This is a genomic window from Trueperella sp. (genome assembly GCF_043424875.1).
Lineage (GTDB): Bacteria > Actinomycetota > Actinomycetes > Actinomycetales > Actinomycetaceae > Trueperella.
Genome location: NZ_JBHWPL010000015.1, coordinates 54,377 through 72,569 on the forward strand (window position 1 = coordinate 54,377; position 18,193 = coordinate 72,569).

Annotated in this window: 18 protein-coding genes and 1 riboswitch; of the genes, 17 read left to right on the top strand and 1 reads right to left on the bottom strand. The window is 63.3% G+C overall.

The genetic code is table 11. The features are described from left to right. Positions 1 to 69 precede the first annotated feature (69 nt). The 17 genes from efp to hisG all read left to right on the top strand — a co-directional run bounded on the left by efp (position 70) and on the right by hisG (position 17,080). Positions 70 to 627, top strand: coding sequence for an elongation factor P (gene efp / locus ACHFFR_RS01015; RefSeq protein WP_394262407.1), 558 nt, complete (start codon positions 70 to 72; stop codon positions 625 to 627). Next, positions 627 to 1,145 (top strand): transcription antitermination protein NusB, encoded by a 519-nt coding sequence (locus ACHFFR_RS01020; RefSeq protein ID WP_394262408.1) that lies wholly within the window; start codon positions 627 to 629, stop codon positions 1,143 to 1,145. Before efp ends, ACHFFR_RS01020 begins: the two co-directional genes overlap by 1 nt. 87 nt (positions 1,146 to 1,232) lie before the next feature. After that, positions 1,233 to 1,640, top strand: a complete 408-nt coding sequence (locus ACHFFR_RS01025) for a carbamoyl-phosphate synthase domain-containing protein (RefSeq protein ID WP_394262409.1) — start codon at positions 1,233 to 1,235, stop codon at positions 1,638 to 1,640. Further along, complete coding sequence (gene carB, locus ACHFFR_RS01030; RefSeq protein ID WP_394262410.1) at positions 1,640 to 4,909, top strand: carbamoyl-phosphate synthase large subunit; 3,270 nt, start codon at positions 1,640 to 1,642, stop codon at positions 4,907 to 4,909. Before ACHFFR_RS01025 ends, carB begins: the two co-directional genes overlap by 1 nt. A gap of 177 nt (positions 4,910 to 5,086) precedes the next feature. After that, a complete protein-coding gene (mihF, locus tag ACHFFR_RS01035) occupies positions 5,087 to 5,398 on the top strand; it encodes an integration host factor, actinobacterial type (RefSeq protein ID WP_394262411.1) in 312 nt (103 codons plus the stop codon). 95 nt (positions 5,399 to 5,493) lie between these two features. Then, entirely contained in the window at positions 5,494 to 6,048 is a 555-nt protein-coding gene (gene gmk, locus ACHFFR_RS01040; RefSeq protein ID WP_394262412.1) for a guanylate kinase, read from the top strand. Positions 6,049 to 6,102: 54 nt separating this feature from the next. Continuing rightward, entirely contained in the window at positions 6,103 to 6,369 is a 267-nt protein-coding gene (gene rpoZ, locus ACHFFR_RS01045) for a DNA-directed RNA polymerase subunit omega (protein ID WP_394262413.1), read from the top strand. Next, positions 6,362 to 7,624, top strand: coding sequence for a bifunctional phosphopantothenoylcysteine decarboxylase/phosphopantothenate--cysteine ligase CoaBC (gene coaBC / locus ACHFFR_RS01050; RefSeq protein WP_394262414.1), 1,263 nt, complete (start codon positions 6,362 to 6,364; stop codon positions 7,622 to 7,624). Before rpoZ ends, coaBC begins: the two co-directional genes overlap by 8 nt. Continuing rightward, positions 7,625 to 8,812 (top strand): methionine adenosyltransferase, encoded by a 1,188-nt coding sequence (gene metK, locus ACHFFR_RS01055; protein ID WP_394262415.1) that lies wholly within the window; start codon positions 7,625 to 7,627, stop codon positions 8,810 to 8,812. A gap of 30 nt (positions 8,813 to 8,842) precedes the next feature. Further along, on the top strand, positions 8,843 to 10,921 hold the full coding sequence (locus tag ACHFFR_RS01060) for a hypothetical protein (RefSeq protein ID WP_394262416.1): 2,079 nt from the start codon (positions 8,843 to 8,845) through the stop codon (positions 10,919 to 10,921). A 26-nt stretch (positions 10,922 to 10,947) separates the two neighbouring features. Further along, a complete protein-coding gene (gene fmt, locus ACHFFR_RS01065) occupies positions 10,948 to 11,871 on the top strand; it encodes a methionyl-tRNA formyltransferase (RefSeq protein ID WP_394262417.1) in 924 nt (307 codons plus the stop codon). Continuing rightward, complete coding sequence (locus ACHFFR_RS01070; RefSeq protein WP_394262418.1) at positions 11,864 to 13,270, top strand: transcription antitermination factor NusB; 1,407 nt, start codon at positions 11,864 to 11,866, stop codon at positions 13,268 to 13,270. The genes fmt and ACHFFR_RS01070 overlap by 8 nt, the downstream gene beginning before the upstream one ends. Positions 13,271 to 13,279: 9 nt before the next feature. After that, positions 13,280 to 13,936: a ribulose-phosphate 3-epimerase gene (gene rpe, locus ACHFFR_RS01075; RefSeq protein ID WP_394262419.1), complete on the top strand. Its 657-nt coding sequence runs from the start codon at positions 13,280 to 13,282 to the stop codon at positions 13,934 to 13,936. Between the two features lie 25 nt (positions 13,937 to 13,961). Then, positions 13,962 to 14,083, top strand: a riboswitch (FMN riboswitch). Between the two features lie 77 nt (positions 14,084 to 14,160). Continuing rightward, positions 14,161 to 14,922 (top strand): ABC transporter permease, encoded by a 762-nt coding sequence (locus ACHFFR_RS01080; RefSeq protein WP_394262420.1) that lies wholly within the window; start codon positions 14,161 to 14,163, stop codon positions 14,920 to 14,922. Between the two features lie 4 nt (positions 14,923 to 14,926). After that, entirely contained in the window at positions 14,927 to 15,940 is a 1,014-nt protein-coding gene (locus tag ACHFFR_RS01085; RefSeq protein ID WP_394262421.1) for an ABC transporter substrate-binding protein, read from the top strand. A gap of 23 nt (positions 15,941 to 15,963) precedes the next feature. After that, entirely contained in the window at positions 15,964 to 16,227 is a 264-nt protein-coding gene (locus ACHFFR_RS01090) for a phosphoribosyl-ATP diphosphatase (RefSeq protein WP_394262422.1), read from the top strand. 7 nt (positions 16,228 to 16,234) lie between these two features. Further along, positions 16,235 to 17,080 carry an ATP phosphoribosyltransferase gene (gene hisG, locus ACHFFR_RS01095; RefSeq protein ID WP_394262423.1) on the top strand — a complete coding sequence of 282 codons (846 nt, stop codon included), beginning with the start codon at positions 16,235 to 16,237 and terminating at the stop codon, positions 17,078 to 17,080. 4 nt (positions 17,081 to 17,084) lie between these two features. Here hisG and ACHFFR_RS01100 read toward each other — a convergent pair whose 3' ends face one another. Continuing rightward, positions 17,085 to 18,179: a DUF3866 family protein gene (locus tag ACHFFR_RS01100; RefSeq protein ID WP_394262434.1), complete on the bottom strand. Its 1,095-nt coding sequence runs from the start codon at positions 18,177 to 18,179 to the stop codon at positions 17,085 to 17,087. Between the last annotated feature and the right edge of the window lie 14 nt (positions 18,180 to 18,193).

An 18,193-nucleotide genomic window follows, 5' to 3' on the forward strand; every position in this document is an offset into this window, starting at 1 on the left:
GGCGAGTTCGCGCTATCCTTGTGAGCGTGAACTCGCCGTTAATCTCGGCCCGGCAAAGAATGGATAACTGTGGCAACCACGAATGATCTGAAGAATGGCATGATCCTCAAGCTCGATAACCAGCTGTGGCAGGTTGTCGAATTCCAGCACGTCAAACCAGGTAAGGGACCAGCCTTCGTTCGTACGAAGCTACGCAATGTGATGTCTGGCAAGAACGTCGACAAGACGATGAACGCTGGCGTCAAGGTCGAAACGGCCACGGTTGACCGCCGCGACATGCAGTACCTGTACAACGACGGCGAAGACTTCGTCTTCATGGACCTGCAGACGTACGAGCAGCTCAACGTCACGCCCGAGACCATGGGTGACGCCAAGAACTTCCTCCTTGAGAACGAGAACGCAACTGTCGCCATGTACGACGGCCAGGTGCTCTTCGTGGAGCTCCCCGCGTCCGTGGTCCTCGAGATCACGTTCACCGAGCCCGGCCTGCAGGGCGACCGCTCGAACGCCGGAACGAAGCCCGCCACGCTGGAGACCGGCTACGAGATCCAGGTGCCGCTGTTCGTTGATCAGGGCACCAAGGTCAAGGTTGATACCCGCTCCGGCGAGTACCTCGGCCGCGACTAATGTCTAAGTCAAAGAAGCGTGTCAATCCGGAGCGGAAGGGTCGGTCACTTCAGCGCCAAAAGGCACTCGACGTCCTCTTCGAAGCTGATGCGCGCGCAACCGATCTGCGCGAACTGCTTGAAGAGCGTAAGACCATCTCCACGAACATGGTGCCCATCGGGGAATACGGCATCACGATCGTTGACGCCTATGCGGATGCGGCCGGCGATGTCGACTCGATGATCGAGGCCGCGTCGCCCACGTGGTCGCTCGCTCGCATGAGCACGGTGGATCGCAACCTGTTGCGCATCGGTGCTACGGAGATCATGTTCCTCGGCGTGGACGTGCCCGTCGTCGTCTCTGAAATCAAGTCGCTCGCACGCGACCTGTCATCCGATTCCTCGGTCGGGTTCACGATGGGCGTGCTCAATCGCGTGGGGGAGATCCGCGCGGCTGAGACGGCGGGCTTGAACGACGACGTCGTGACGGTTCCGACAACCGAGCCAGACTCGGATGAGACTACTGCGGACGAGGAGTGAGACACATTTTCCTCGCCATATGGACGCCGGCCATTGTGCCGGCGTCTTGTTTTTATGATGGTCTCTAGCCAACCAGAAGGAGCATCCATGGACAGTCAGGCAAGGATCTTGTGCGAGGATGGAACGGTTTTCACCGGACGAGCCTTCGGAGCACGAGGCCGGGCCTCTGGCCGGCTCATCGTGAGCACCACGGCCACTGGCTATGAGAACGTCATCCTCGACGCCACCAACGCAGGTGCCATCGCCGCGTTCACCACGCCCCACATTGGCAATACCGGCCTGAACCTCGGCGAGTTCGGCGCCGTTAGCATCGCGGTGGCGGGCATCATCGCTCGCGATCCTGTGCCGCGATCCTCCTCGACCCACGCAACTGCCGAACTGGTTTCCCAGATGGAGGCGGACGGCGTCGTTGGAATCCGCGATGTCGATACCCGAGCCCTCACTCGTCACGCGCGCGGGCGCGAGCTCAACGTGACGATCGAAAGCGAGATGTAATGCCACGGCGAACAGACATTGAGTCCATCCTCGTCATCGGCTCTGGCCCGATCGTCATCGGCCAGGCGTGCGAATTTGATTACTCGGGCACGCAAGCATGCCGCGTGCTCAAGGAGGAGGGCTACCGCGTGGTCCTCGTCAACTCCAACCCGGCAACGATCATGACGGATCCGGATCTCGCGGACGCCACCTACATTGAGCCGATCACCCCAGACGTCGTGGCAACGATCATCGAGCGAGAGCGACCCGACGCCGTTCTGGCGACTCTTGGCGGTCAGACGGCGCTGAACACGGCGATGGCACTGGCCGATAACGGCACGTTTGAGACCTATGGCGTGGAGTTCCTTGGTGCGGACGCGGAGGCGATCCGCAAGGGCGAGGACCGGCAGGCGTTCAAGGAGGTCGTTGACGCCTGCGGCGGGGAATCCGCCCGTTCGCACATCGCACACAGCCTCGATGAGTGCTTCGATGCGGCGCAGGACCTTGGATATCCGCTCGTCGTGCGCCCCTCCTTCACGATGGGTGGGCTCGGCTCGGGCCTTGCACATACGCCCGAGGAGCTCGAGCGGATCGTCGGGGGAGGCCTGCACTATTCGCACACGGCCGAGGTTCTACTCGAGGAGTCGATCCTTGGCTGGAAGGAAATCGAGCTCGAGGTCATTCGCGACGCCGACGACGTGGCAATTCTCGTGTGCTCGATCGAGAATTTCGATCCCGTTGGCGTGCACACCGGCGATTCGATCACGATGGCGCCCGCGCTGACCCTAACCGACGCCGAGTACACGGCGGTACGCGATCTGGGAATCGCCATCGTCCGCGAAGTGGGGCTCGCCGCAGGCGGATGTAACATCCAGATGGCGATCGAGCCGGAGACCGGCCGCATGGTCGTCATCGAAATGAATCCGCGCGTCTCGCGCTCATCCGCGCTCGCCTCGAAGGCTACCGGCGTCCCGATCGCCAAGGTCACCACCAAGCTCGCGGTGGGCTACACGCTCGATGAGATCACCAACGACATGACCGGCGAGCCTCTCTCGGCGGGCGACCCGGCCGTGGACTACGTCGTCGTGAAAATCCCGCGCTTTGCGTTCGAAAAGTTCCCGGCGGCTGACGACACGCTGACGACGACGATGAAGTCGGTCGGCGAGGCCATGGCGCTCGGCCGCAACTTCACCGAGGCGCTTCAAAAAGCCACGCGCTCGATCGACAAGAAGGGCTCAACGTTCCACTGGCGAGGTGAGCCCGACGTCGATGCGCTCCTCGCGTCGATGGCACGGCCCACGCAGGATCGGATCATCGAAGTGCAGCAGGCGCTGCGCGGCGGGGCCAGCGTCGAGCAGGTCAACGAGGTGACGGCAATCGATCCGCTCTTCCTCGACCAGATCGTGCTCATCAATGACGTGGCCGAGGAGATCGCGAGCGCACAGGCGCTCACGCGCGAGGTCATGGAGACGGCTAAGCGGCACGGATTCTCCGACCAGCAGATCGCCGAGATCCGCGGCATTGGCGAGGCTGCCGTGCGCGAAGTTCGGTGGGCATATGGGCTTCATCCCGTGTACAAGATGGTCGACACCTGCGCCGGAACGCGCGAATCCACGACCCCCTACCTGTACTCGACCTACGAGCAGGAGTCCGAGGTTCTCCCGCGTGAAAAGCCGGCCGTTCTCATTCTTGGTTCGGGGCCGAATCGCATCGGTCAGGGTCTCGAGTTCGACTATTCGTGCGTGCAGGCTACCTTCGCGCTGGGCGAGGACTACGAGACGATCATTATCAACTGCAATCCCGAGACCGTCTCCACCGATTACGACATTTCCGATCGGCTCTACTTCGAACCGTTGACGCTCGAGGACGTGCTGGAAATCTATCGCGCGGAGTCGGAGGCAGGTCCCATTGCAGGCGTCATCGTCCAGCTGGGTGGCCAGACGCCGCTCTCGCTCGCCAAGGATCTCGAGGCGGCGGGACTGCCCATCGTCGGCACGTCGCCAAAAGCGATCGACCTGGCGGAGGACCGCGCGCTCTTTGGCACCGTGCTCGAAGACGCCGGCCTGCAGGCCCCCGATTTCGGCACGGCGATGAACGACTCGCAGGCGCTCGAGGTCGCAGAGTCCATCGGCTATCCGGTTCTGGTTCGCCCCTCGTACGTGCTCGGTGGCCGCGGCATGCAGATCGTCTTCTCCCGGTCGGAGATGGAGGAGTACCTCGAGCGACGCGAGTCTGAGAAGACCGACGCCTCGCGCGTGGCTTCCCCGCTGCTCATCGATCGCTTCCTCGACGACGCCGTGGAGATCGACGTCGACGCCCTGTACGACGGCGAGGAACTGTTCCTCGGCGGCGTCATGCAACACATCGAAGAAGCGGGCATCCACTCGGGCGACTCGGCCTGCGTCATGCCGCCCCTGACGATCTCCCAAGCGCTGATCGACACAATCTACGAGGCCACGGAGGCGATTGCCAAGGGCGTCGGAGTCATCGGCCTGTTGAACATTCAGTACGCGATCCGCTCGGGAATCCTCTACGTGATCGAGGCAAACCCGCGCGCCTCGCGCACGGTTCCCTTCGTATCGAAGGCGGCGGGCGTCTCGCTCGCCCCGGCCGCCACGCGCGTCATGATGGGCGAGACCATCGCCGAGCTCAAGGCCGACGGCTCGCTACCCGAGGTGGACGCCCGGGTGCTCGATCTTGACGGGCCAATTTCGGTCAAGGAAGCCGTGCTTCCGTTCAAGCGCTTCGTCACGACGGACGGGCGGGTTGTGGACACCGTGCTCGGCCCCGAGATGCGCTCAACGGGCGAGGTCATGGGTATCGACTCGACCTTCCCGGTGGCGTTCGCCAAGGCCCAGTCGGGCGCGTATGGCGGCCTTCCGACGTCGGGAAGCGTGTTCGTCTCGGTGTCTGACGACGACAAGTCCGGCATGATCTTCCCGGTCTCGCAGCTGGTGGACATGGGCTTTACGATCTACGCGACGTCCGGAACCTCGCGCGTGCTTGGGCGCTATGGCATCACGTCGACTCACGTGGACAAGATTTCGGAGCAGCCAGACCACAACGTCGTCCACCTCATCACCTCCGGCAAGATCGACATGGTGGTCAATACTCCGAACAGCAAAGGCAGCCGCGCGGACGGCTACTCCATCCGCGCTGCGACAACGGCCGCCGACCTTCCGATCATGACGACGATCGCGGAATTCGGTGCGGCGGTCCAGGCGATTAAAGACCAGCGTGAGCGGGAGTTCAGGGTCGTGACGCTCCAGGAACACAACGCGGGTAAATAAGCAGGTACATCGCTTGCATGTTTGGCTCGCGTGTCGCGCGATCATGCCATAATGCGGCTGTGACCAGTGCGAATACACAACTCTAAAATGTTCGACGGCAAATGGTATTAAACGGCGGTAATTTGCTCCTTTGAGCGCTATATTTACGGTAATAGAGTCAAGTGTGAGGAGAACATCATGGCTTTACCAACCCTTACGCCCGAGGAGCGCAAAGCCGCGCTTGAGAAGGCGGCTGTTGCTCGCAAGCGTCGCGCAACGATCAAAGAAGAGTTGAAAACTGGGGGAACCAAGCTGTCCGACGTTCTCGCACTCGCTAAGGACGATCCGGTCGTCGCCAAACTCAAGGTGACCTCACTCTTGCAGGCCATGCCTGGGGTGGGGCCGGCTAAGAGCGCGTCGATTATGGAGACGGCGAAGATTTCTCCCTCGCGCCGCGTCGGTGGTCTTGGCAAGCACCAAGCTCAGCGCCTCATTGACCTGTTCGGTTAATTAGGCCTTCGACGCACTCTGGCGGCACCTTTCGGGGTGCCGCTTTCTTGTGCGGCGTGTGGCACGGGTGGGCCGATTTCTGGCACGATGGGTCCATGGCAAAAGCGTTTGTGTTGACTGGTCCCACCGCAGTTGGCAAGGGCACGGTGATCGCGGAGTTGACCGCGGCGCGCCCGGACATCTGGTTTTCGATTTCAGCGACGACGCGCGCGCCCAGGCCCACCGAGGTGGACGGCGTGAACTACTATTTCCTGTCGGACGAGGAATTCGACCGCATGGTTCACGACGACGAGATGCTCGAGTGGGCGGTTGTTCACGGTCTGGCCAAGTACGGCACGCCGCGCGGGCCTGTCGAGGCGGCACTGGAGGAGGGGAACACCGTGCTCCTCGAAGTCGATCTTGCCGGTGCGCGGCAGGTGCGCGAATCGATGCCGAGCGCCGAGCAGATCTTTCTCGCGCCACCCTCGTGGGACGATCTTGAGGCGAGGCTGCGCGGGCGCGGCACCGAAACCGAAGAAGAGCAGCGCCGCAGACTGGAGACGGCGAGGGTGGAACTGGCTGCGGAAGCCGAGTTTGACCACGTCGTCGTCAATACGACAGTGGCACAAGCCACCGCAGACCTACTTAAAATTATGGACCGAGCCGACTAGACTTAAAGGCTGATACCTTGGCTATCCAAGGTAAACCATCGTGGAGAGGCAAACATGTTCGGAACGACCCCCAATCCTGAGGGTATTACCTCGCCGGCAATCGATGAATTGCTGGACAAGGTAGATTCGAAGTACACGCTCGCAGTGCTCAGCGCTGCGCGTGCTCGCCAGATCAACTCCTACCGTCAGGAAATGAAGTCCGGCGATCAGAACGTCACCAATATTGGACCGCTGGTTCCAGCGACGCCCGAGGACAAGCCTCTGTCGGTAGCTCTCGAAGAGATTGCCGAAGACAAGCTCTCGATGTCCCTTGATGACTAATAGCTCGGGAGCCTCCCATCGGGGAGGCTCTTTTGTTTCTACGCCGCGCGTCCTCCTCGGAGTGACGGGCGGTATTGCCGCGTATAAGGTCCCCGCTGTCGTTCGGGGTCTGCGCGAAGCGGGGATCGACGTCGTCGTGGCGCCGACCCCCGAATCGCTGAACTTCGTGGGTAAGACGACGTGGGAGGCCATCTCTGGCAATCCCGTTCACGTGTATACGCCCGAGGGCGCGGACGAGGTGGTGCACGTGCACACGGGCCAGGACGCCGACCTCGTTCTGATTGCTCCGGCCACAGCAAATACGATGGCGAAGATCGCCGCCGGTATCGCGGATAACCTGCTCACCGCCTCGGTGCTCGTTGCGACCGCGCCCGTCGTTCTCGCGCCAGCGATGCACACGGAAATGTGGAACAACGCCGCCACGCAGGCCAACGTGGCTACCTTGCGCGAGCGCGGCGTGGAATTCATCGGTCCCGAATCGGGGCGCCTGACAGGTCAAGATTCCGGTATTGGACGCATGAGCGAGCCCGATACGATTGTGGCGGCGGTCCTCGATCGTCTCGGTGCGCCCGCCCGCTGTGAGGCCGACCTCGCCGGTCTGCGGATCGCCATCAGCGCCGGCGGCACACGCGAGCCCATCGATCCCGTGCGGTTCATCGCGAACCGCTCGACCGGCCGGATGGGCGTGGCCCTTGCCAATGAGGCGGCAGCCCGCGGCGCCGAGGTCCACCTCGGCGCGGCGAATATCGAAACTGCCGTGTTAGCCGATCTCGATCCCACCGTGCAAGTGATTCCCGTCGGATCCGCGCTCGAGCTGCAGTCTGCGATGGAAGATCTTGCCGCGAACGCGGACGTGCTCGTCATGAGCGCGGCCGTATCCGATTTTCGCGTCGACTCGAGCTCTGACACGAAGATGAAGCGCGACGGCGATCTCCAACTCATGCTCGTTGAGAATCCGGATATCTTGGCTGGGCTTGCACACGAGCGGCGCGAGGGCCAAACCATCGTGGGCTTCGCGGCCGAGACCGGTGACGCCGAGACGGACTACCTCGAATTTGGCCGGCAGAAGGCGCGCCGCAAGGGTGCTGACCTGCTCGTGATCAATCGAGTGGGCACGGAGGCCGGGTTTGGTGACGTGGATACGGCAGTGACGATTGTTGACCGCAATGGCGGCACCGTGGCTGAGGCAGCCGGCTCGAAGGCCGATGCCGCCGCCGCGATTATTGATTCAATTAAGACATACAGGACGAACTAAGTGACTCTTCAGCCCTTTACCTCGGAGTCTGTGACCGAGGGGCACCCCGATAAGGTGTGCGACCGCATTTCCGACGAGATTCTCGATGCGATGCTCGCGCAAGACCCGCAGGCGCGCGTAGCGATCGAAACACTCGTGTCCACGGGCCTCGTGCTCGTGGCCGGCGAGGTGACGACCAAGGCGTACGTCGAAATTCCCGAGATCATTCGCAAGGCTGTGAAGGACATCGGCTACACGTCATCGGAGATTGGCTTCGATGCCGATTCATGCGGCGTCATGGTCTCGATTGGCCAGCAGTCGCCCGATATTGCCGGTGGTGTGGACGAATCCTACGAGGCCCGCACCGATGGCGAGACGGATCCGTTCGACCTTCAGGGCGCGGGAGATCAGGGCCTGATGTTCGGCTACGCCACGAACGAAACGCCCGAGCTCATGCCGCTGCCTATTCATCTCTCGCACCGCCTCGCTGAGCGGCTTTCCGAGGTGCGCAAGCGCGGCATCGTGCCCGGCCTGCGCCCGGACGGCAAGACCCAGGTGACCGTGGACTACGACGACAACGGCCCGGTTGCGATCAACACCGTCGTCGTGTCGACTCAGCATGACGACGACGTCACCTGCGAATGGCTGGAACGCGCCATTCGCGAGCACGTCATTGATCCCGTGCTGGCCGCGGAAACCGACGTTGATACCTCCACGATGAGGGTCTTCGTGAACCCGTCAGGCCGTTTCGTCCTCGGTGGTCCGCAGGCAGATGCCGGCGTGACCGGCCGTAAGGTTATCGTCGATACCTACGGCGGCATGGCTCGTCACGGTGGCGGAGCCTTCTCCGGAAAGGATCCGTCGAAGGTGGATCGCTCGGCCGCGTACGCTGCGCGTTGGGTGGCCAAGAACGTTGTCGCCGCTGGCCTTGCGGATCGGTGCGAGGTGCAGGTCGCGTACGCGATCGGAAAGGCTCAGCCAGTCTCGGTGCGCCTCGATACGTTCGGGACCGAGAAGCACGAGCTTGCCGCGATCGAGAAGGCTGTGGATAAAGTGTTCGACCTCAGGCCTGCCGCGCTGATCGCCGAGCTTGATCTGCTGCGCCCGATTTACGCCCAGACCTCGGCATACGGTCACTTTGGCCGCGCCTTGGAGGACTTTACGTGGGAGAAGACCACGAAGGTCGAGGAGCTGCGAGCAGCGCTCTAAAGTGTCGGACACTCGTGATTGAATAATGTCATGAGTGAAAGCGAGGGTCTGTTCGACCTCCCCGACTACGGATATCAGGAAGAGTTGCTCTCCCTGAGTCCCGTCGCGCGCGATATCGATTCCGATGTCGCGTTGCCAGTCGCTCGCGTTCTTCCAGATATGCCGCAGCCGCACATGGACAGGCTGTTTGACTACGAGATTCCGGCGAAGATGGCCGACGTGGAGGTTGGCGCGCGGGTCGTGGTCGATATCGGTTCGCGCCGGGTCGATGGCTTCGTTGTGGAGCGCGCTCAGTCCACGAATTACCACAAGCTCCGGCCGATCCGCCGCGTTGTATCCCGGATCGGCGTGCTTACTCCCGAGGTCCTCGAGCTGTGCCGGCACGTTGCCCGGCGTCAGGCGAGCCCGGTGTCATCCGCGATCCGCCTCGCCGTCCCGCAACGTCACGCCCGGGCGGAAAAGGAGTTCCTCGAGCTACCTCCTCTCGCGCCCGCAGCACTGATTAGCCACGATGGTGCGGAGTGGGATCGCTACATCGGCGGCTCTCAGTTCACCGCGGAGTTTCGTGCGGGTCAGCGGCCAAGCGGCATCGTAAACCTGCGGGCTCGTGACCGAGCACATCATCTTCTTCCATTCCTGTTGGCCGCGGTTCGCCAAGCGGATCAGGGCGCGATCGTCGTCGTTCCTACGCCCGCAATGGCGCGTACGCTTGCCGCCACGCTGTCTGAGCGGGTGGGGGAGCACGTTGCTCTCATGGTCTCCGAGGATGACCACGCCACGCGTTACCAAACGTTCCTGGGTGTGCTCGCGGGCCGCACCCGGATCGTTGTGGGCACTCGGTCTGCGGTGTGGGCGCCGGTGAAAGATCTCGGCCTGGTGGCGATCGTTGACGACCATCATTCGGCCTTCGCCGAGCCTCGCAGTCCATACATTCATGCCCGCGAGGTACTCGCGGTCCGGGCGAGCCAATCTGGCGCCTCGTTTATGGCGTTCAATTACGGCCCGTCGGCCGAGCTCGGGCAGATGGTCGCTCAGGGCAGAGCCCGCTGGATCACGCCGGCCGTGAGCGAGCATCGAGATGGGGTCGCCCAGATTCTGTCCGCGAATGATTTCCGCACCGAGGGCGTAGACCTGGCGCGCATGCCGTCCTCGGTCTTTCAGGTGACGAGCGCCGGGCTCGATCGCGGCCCCGTGCTCTTCATCGTCCCGCGCGCGGGCTACATTCCACTCCTTGCCTGCCAGAACTGCAGGGAAATTGCCGAGTGTCCGCAGTGCGCCGGCACCCTAGCGATCCCGCAGCCCGATTCGCCGCCGGTATGCACCCGGTGTTCGTTCGTGGTGCGCAACTTCCGGTGCCTCAACTGCGGGGGAGCACGAATTCGAGCGGTGCGCATCGGCTCCCAGCGCACAGCCCAAGAAATCGGGCGGGCGTTCAAGGGCGAATCGATCCACGTGGCGGGCGTGGGAGAGGCGCGATCAACTCTGGACGGCTCCCGGCGCATCGTCGTGTCGACCCCCGGTGTAGCTCCCATTGTCGACGGCGGATACGCAGCCGGCATCGTGCTCGACGCGGGCTACATGTTGCGCTCCTCCCGGCTCGAATCGGAGGTGCAGTTCCTGCGTACCATCGCACACACGGCAGCGCACATTCGCGCCCGGTCGGTCGGCGGAACCCTCCTCGTGGTGGGAGACGTGTCCAACGAACTCATCTCGGCCCTCCACACGTGGGACATGGCGGGATGGACGGATAACCTCCTGCGCGAGCGTTCGGAGATCGGGCTTCCACCCACCTCCGTGTGGGTGGAACTCAAAGGCCCCGAGCACTCACTTCGCGACTATCTTGGCATGCTGCGATCGGTTGCCCACGAGCGCGGGTACGACGCCGAAGGCGTGCCAGTCGATGCCCTGTTCGCGGGCGGAGCGCAGGACGTGATCCCGGGGATGGCTGTGCTCGGGCCCAATCCGGCTGGCGGCGAGATGGTTGCCTACCTGCGTTATTCCGAAGCCGAACGCGCCGAAAAGACCGACGTCGTCTATGCAGCACACCGAGCGGCCTCGGCTCATCGGCTGTCTCCGGGATTACGGATCGTGGTGGATCCTCAGCTCTAGCGTACCCACCTTATAGACTGACTCCCGTGCGTATTATTTTTGCTGGAACACCAGATACTGCTGTCCCGTCTCTCGAGGAGTTAGTGCGAGACCACGAGGTGCTCGCGGTGCTCACACGCGCGCCTGCGCCGGTTGGGCGCAAGCGCGTGCTGACGAAGTCGGCCGTCCACGAACGCGCCGAGGAGCTCGGCCTGCCCGTGCTGACACCGGCCTCGCTGCGCGACGCCGAGGTGCACGCCGAAATCGCGGCTTACGAGCCAGAGGCGATCGCCGTCGTCGCCTATGGAATGCTCGTGCCACCGGAGCTGCTCGCCGTGCCCGTGCACGGATGGCTGAACCTTCACTTTTCGCTTCTCCCACGGTGGCGCGGAGCTGCTCCCGTTCAGTACGCCATCGCGGCGGGAGACTCCACCACGGGGACCGCCGTGTTCCAGATCGAGGAGGGCTTGGACACGGGTCCGGTGTTTGACGTCGAAGAACGAGAGATGTCCGCGGCAGACACGGCGGAAAGCTTGCTGGATGAACTCGCCGTCAGCGGCGCGCGCCAGCTGTCCGAGGTTCTTGCACGCATCGAGCGCGGCGAGGGCGAATCGCGGCCCCAAGAGGGCGAGCCCACGTTCGCACCCCGGCTGACGTCGAAGGATGCCCGCATCGACTGGTCCGAGCCTGCTGAGGTCGTCTCGGCAAAGACCCGCGGATGGTGGCCTGCGCCAGGTGCGTGGACGAGCGTCGGAACAACCAGGGTCAAACTCGGCCCCGTTGCCGTGACGGACGTCGAGGGACTTGCGGTGGGGGAAATTCGCGCAGGGGCGACCGTGCTCGTTGGCACCGGGACGACGGCGGTCGAGCTCGATCGCGTCGGGCCCGCCGGCAAAGCGTGGATGAATGCTGCAGACTGGGCGCGAGGCCTGAACACTGACCATCTAACGTTTGGAGAGAACAATGCATGAGCGCCCCAGAAATTGGCGACCAGGCCGCCAATCCTCGGATCCGGCACGCACCGTCGTCTTTGAGGTGCTCATGGACGTGGAGGTCAACGGCGCCTATGCGAATATCGCTCTTCCACGGGCAATCCGCTCGGCCAGACTGAACCGCCAGGACGCCGCGTACGCCACGAATCTTGCATACGGTACCCTGCGCATGCAGGGCCGCTGGGATGCGATCCTTGCTCACTGCATGGATCGCCCCGACGTCGACCCCGAGGTCCGCGTGCTCCTGCGAATGGGAACCCACCAGCTCCTCGAGCTTCGCACCCCGCCGCACGCCGCCATTCACGAGACAGTCATGCTCGCCCGCAACGAGGTCGGCACGGGCTCGTCCGGGTTTATCAACGCCGTTTTGCGCCGGGTATCCGAGCGCACGCCCAAGCAGTGGCAGGATCAGCTCAAGAAGGATCACGGTAAGGTCAACACCGTCGGATTCCTCTCCGACTGGTTCTCGCACCCGAAGTGGATTGTTCGAGCCCTATCCGAGTCGCTGAGAGCCCACGGCCGCACTCACAAGGATCTTCTGTCCGTCCTGCGCGCACACAACGAACCGGCGGCGGTCGCGCTTGTGGCCCGCGACATCCCGGTTGAGGAACTGCGTGCCGATATAGGCAGGGGCCACATGGACTCCACGCCCGGCCACCTCGTCGATACCGCCGTGCTCCTCGAAGGAGGCGATCCCGGCCGCGTCTTTGCCGTCAAGGATGGCTACGCCGGGGTGCAGGACGAGGGGTCGCAACTCGTGGCTCGCACGTTTGCCGCGGCGCCGATCGACGGCCCAGACGGCGCCTGGCTGGATATGTGTTCCGGCCCGGGCGGCAAGACGGCCACGCTCGCGGCGCTCAACCCCAAGGCAACGATCTTCGCCAATGAACTGCACGAACATCGCCTCGACCTCGTGGCTAATTCAGTGGGACCGTGGTCGGACCGGGTGAACCTTCGCCTTGGCGACGGACGAGAGATCGGCGCCGAGGAACCGCAGCGCTATGACCGCGTTCTCATCGACGCTCCCTGCACGGGAATCGGCGCACTCCGGCGTCGTCCGGAATCTCGCTGGAACAAGGAAGCGGCGGACGCCTTCGACCTCGTCAAACTCCAGCTCTCGCTCCTTGAATCCGGCTGGGACGCGCTGCGCAGCGGGGGAGTGCTCGGGTACTCCACGTGCTCGCCATACTTGGCTGAAACCACGCAGGTGATGGAGACGTTCTTGGCGGGCAGGGACGACGCGATCTTGCTCGACGCCAACGAAATCGCAACGGGCGAGTCGGTGATGGACATCGAGGGCGAGGGTCCGTATCTGCAGCTGTGGCCGGATCAGCATAAGTCGGACTCAATGTTCTTGGCGCTCATCAAAAAGCGATAGGCTGGGCTCATGAGAATCAACCCATCCATTTTGAACTGCGATTTTTCCGATCTCAAAGGTGAGCTTCATAAGATCCGCAATGCGGATTGGGCTCACGTGGACGTGATGGACAACCATTTCGTCCCGAACCTCACGATGGGTGTTCCGATTGTTGAAGCGATCGTGGGAACCAGCGAGATTCCGATCGACACGCACCTCATGATCGAGAACCCGGACGTCTGGGCGCCACAGTATGCGGAGGCGGGCGCGAAGTCGGTGACCTTCCATGTGGAGGCCGCAGCTGCGCCGCTGCGCCTAGCCCGCGAGCTACGCGCCATGGGCGTCCGCGCGGGTCTGGGGCTCAAGCCCGCCACACCGATCGAGCCGTACCTGGATATCCTCGATGAGTTCGACATGATCCTCGTCATGACCGTCGAGCCGGGGTTTGGCGGCCAATCGTTCATCCACTCGATGATGCCCAAGGTTCGGCGCACGCGCGAGGCGATCGACAAGCACGGTCTGGACGTGTGGATCCAGGTCGACGGCGGTGTGTCACGTGACACGATTGAGATCGCGGCCGAGGCTGGTGCAGACACGTTTGTGGCTGGATCTGCGGTGTATAAGGCCGAAGATGCCTACGCGGAAGTCGAGCACCTGCGTTCGCTCGTCAGCGGCCATTCCCACTAATTGAAATTTCAGCATATACTGGCCTCACATGCTTCGGGGTCAGTGAAAATCTGAACCGGCGGTGATAGTCCGCGACCCGGCCTTCGGCCGGTTGATGAGGTGAAATTCCTCAACCGACGGTTAAAGTCCGGATGGGAGAAGCAGGATGGACGGCCGATGGCCGTCGTTAATGTCGCGGGCCTTTGGCCTGCGCGTCCGAACCCCGACGCGTGGGGAGAGGACATATGAACTCGACGATGAAATGGGCTGCGCCGCTGGTGCTTGGCCTTGTCATCCTCATCGCCTGGGTTACTGCGACTAAAACGGGCATGGTCGGTAGCTGGGCGCTACCTTCGCCTGGCCACGTCTGGAGGCGCATCGTCTCCGGTATTTCGAATGGTTACCTTCTCGATGCGACCGCCCAAACCATGACCGAGGCACTCCTTGGCTGCGTGTTCGGCACCGTTATCGGCGTGCCACTCGGATTTGCCATCGCCCATTTCAAGCCTCTGGCCGCGTCGGTGCAGCCGTATCTAGCCGCGTCCCAAGCCATCCCCGCCGTCGCCATTGCACCGCTTCTTGTGGTGTGGGTGGGCTACGGAATGACGCCGATCGTGGTGCTGTGCACGATCATGGTCGTTTTCCCGATCATCATTAACACGACGGTGGGCGTGCGCTCGATCGATCCGGATCTCATCGGCGCCGCGCGCATCGACGGCGCTGGCTCCCTCACCCTCTTGGGTTTCATCGAGCTACCGCTCGCCGCCCCGTTGATCCTAGCCGGGCTACGCAACGGCTTCACGCTGTCAATCACCGGCGCCGTCGTCGGCGAAATGGTGGTCGGAGGTCAAACTGGCCTCGGCATCCTCCTCAGCAGCGCCCAGTCGCTCAACGATTCGTCCGGAATGTTCGCCGCCATCGGCATTCTCGCCGTCACGGCGATCTCCATCTACGTCGTCATCTTGATCATTGAAAACAAGGCCCACGAGGCCGTCTCGGAAAGGTAAGGCAATGAAGAAACTATGTGCCGTGCTCGCACTTCTCGCTCTCGGAGCATGCTCCAGTGGCGGGGGAGAACCGGCGACGACGGCCCCGCCGGCATCCGAGGGTGAGCGCCTGGCCGTGACCATCGGCCTGACCTACATCCCTGACGTGCAGTTCGCGCCGATCTATGTGGCCGAGGCGAATGGATACTTCGACGAGGCGGGTGTGGACGTGACGATTCGACACCACGGCGCGCAGGAATCTCTGTTCGGAGCCATTCAGAGTGGGGAGGAGGACATCGTGTTCGCGGGCGGCGACGAAATGATGCAAGCCCGCTCCACCGGCGTCGATATCGTCAACTGGGCAACGATGTACCAGACCTACCCCGTCACCCTCATCGTCAAGGCGGACTCCGGCATCGAATCGGCGGCGGACCTTGAGGGCAAGTCCGTGGGGCTGCCCGGGCCCTACGGCGAGAACTACTTCGGCCTGCTGGCGATGATCGAGGACTATGGCCTTAGCGACGTCCAGATCGAATACATCGGCTACACGCAGACCACGGCGCTCGCCACGGATTCTGTGGACTCCATTATTGGCTTTTCTAATAACGACGCCGTCGCGATGAGGAACGCTGGCATGGACGTGGTTGAGCTCCCGCTCGTCCAAGGCGATCTGCCGCTGATCGGCGTCGGGCTCGGAAGCATGGCGGACAACCTCGATCCGGAGACTCTGGCCAAAGTCCTCGAGGCCATCGATCGCGGCGCCACAGCGGCGTCTGAGGATACGCAGGCGACGCTCGACATCGTCGAAACGTACGTGCCGGCTCTGAGTGAGCCTGAGCAGCGCGAGGTCTCGGCGCAGGTGCTCGAAGCGACGCTCGAGCTCTACATGGGCGGCGAGACGTTCGGCTATCAGGACGCCGAGCGGTGGGACGCGATGGCAACGTTCATGGCCGACGCCGATCTGCTCGAGATCCCCGTGCCCGCAGCGGATGCGTACACGACCTCCGTTCTTGACTACCGGACGGGATCCGCTGAGTAGAGAGGCTTCGATAGGATAGAGCCGTGAAAACCTTTGAGGAACTTTTTGAGGAACTATCCATCAAGGCCGTCGAGAGGCCCGAGGGGTCTGGCTCGGTCAAGGAGCTTGACGCCGGCGTCCATTTTATTGGGAAGAAGATTCTGGAAGAGGCGGGCGAGGTGTGGATCGCGGCCGAGTACGAGTCGGACGATGCTCTCGCGGAAGAGGCCTCCCAGTTGCTCTACCACCTTCAGCTCATGCTGATTAAGCGCGGGCTGACCCTCACCGACGTCTACCGATACCTCTAGGAGAACCATGCTTCGCATTGCCGTCCCGAACAAGGGATCCCTGTCCGAACCCGCTTCGCGCATGCTTGCCGAGGCCGGATACCGCCAGCGCCGTGAGAGCCGCGAGCTCGTGCTCGTGGACGCGGAGAACGAGGTGGAGTTCTTCTATATCCGCCCGCGTGACGTGGCGGTGTACGTCGGGGCCGGAACAGTCGACGTCGGCATCACTGGCCGCGACCTGCTGCTGGACTCGGGCGCGAACGCGGTGGAACACCGCGGCCTTGGATTCGCGCGCGCGACCTTCCGGTTCGCGGCGCCGGGCGGGCAGGACCTGACTCTCGAGGATCTCGCGGGCAAGCGTATTGCCACGTCCTATGACGCGCTCGTGACGAACTACCTGGCCACGCGCGGCATCGACGCGGAGGTCGTGCACCTCGATGGCGCCGTGGAGAGCTCGGTTCGCCTCGGCGTGGCGGACGCGATCGCCGACGTCGTCGAAACGGGTTCAACGCTGCGCGCCGCAGGCATGGACGTCTTTGGAGACCCGCTCCTCAGGTCCGAAGCGATCCTCATTCGCAACGCGGACATGGAGGTCACGCGTGACATCCACATCCTCGACGGGCGCCTCGAGGGCGTCATCATGGCCCGCAGCTACGTGCTCATGGATTACGACATCCAGCGCGAGCACCTCGACGCGGCCGTCAAGCTCACGCCCGGCTACCAGTCGCCAACCGTCTCACCGCTCCACGATGAGGAGTGGGTGGCCGTGCGCGCGATGGTCGAGCGCTCCACGATGAACCGAGTGATGGACGATCTTCACGACGTCGGCGCGCGCGGCATCATCGTGACCCCAATTATCACCTCGCGTATCTGAGCCGTCAGGAGCGGTGGCTGAGTAACCGTCCCGCGTAGACGCCTGCTGCCGCCACCGCGAGGAACGAGAGCGGATCGTCCAGATAGCCGCGACCCATCGTGCTCAAGGGTGCGGGCGGCGTGCGCAAGACCTCATCCAAGTCGTCTGCGGGCACGCCGACCAGCGTGAGGGAGTCGTTGCCCGCCAACTCCACGAGCTGGCGGGCCATCTTTGCCGCAACCTCGTCGTCGATATCCGTCAGTTCCGGCGCGACGACGGCGCACGGCACGCGCACGATGTCACTGAGCACGCGCATCGTGTGGTGGGAGATGACGCGGTGGCGTTCGCGCGGGTCGGCCTGCGACGCGCGGAGCGCTGCGATCGGCCTGCCACCGAGCACGTGAGCCGCATTGAGCGCCTCTCCCGTGGAGGTTCCGGAAAAGCCCCAGCGGGTGTCCGTGCCGAGGTTGCCAGGCCCCTGAGCAACGATGGCAACATCGGCGTTCCAGACGTAGCGAGCGGCGAGCAGAGCCGTGTACACGTTGACTGATTCTAGTTCGCCGCCGTAGGCCTGTCCGGACGAAATGGTGCCAAGGATGTGGCCGCCGTCGCGCAGTCGGTGAGCCGTCTGAGAGAACCACGCCGGTAGCGCTCCGCCGTCGGTCATGACGTAGGCGATCTTCGCCCCGGGCGCCACGTGGTGGATTCCGGCCACGATCGCGGGAAGCGCTGAATGAAGATCCGCGGCGATGACGGGCATGCCGTCAACCGAGTCCGCGTCGCGAAGGATCTCGTGATGGGCGGATTCTTCCTCGTCGACACCGAGCACCATGTACTGCATGGGCGTATAGCGCGCCTTCACGATGTGCCCGGGCGCGTGCGGCCCATCCTCGGGCAGGCGGTCAGGAATGGCGACGATCATGACGTACCCGCCCGTGCCAAGGCCTCGCTCGTGGGCGGCGGCTGTCACGAGCACTCGCTCGCCGGCCTGCGGGCGGCCAACCTGAGGAATGTAGGCGAGGGCGCGAACTGACGTGCCGTCGGCCAGCGTGGCGTCGTATTCAACGGCCTTGCCCCACGATGCTCGTTCCCGCTCGATGTGAGCGCTTCTCCACTTCATCACGACTACGAGCC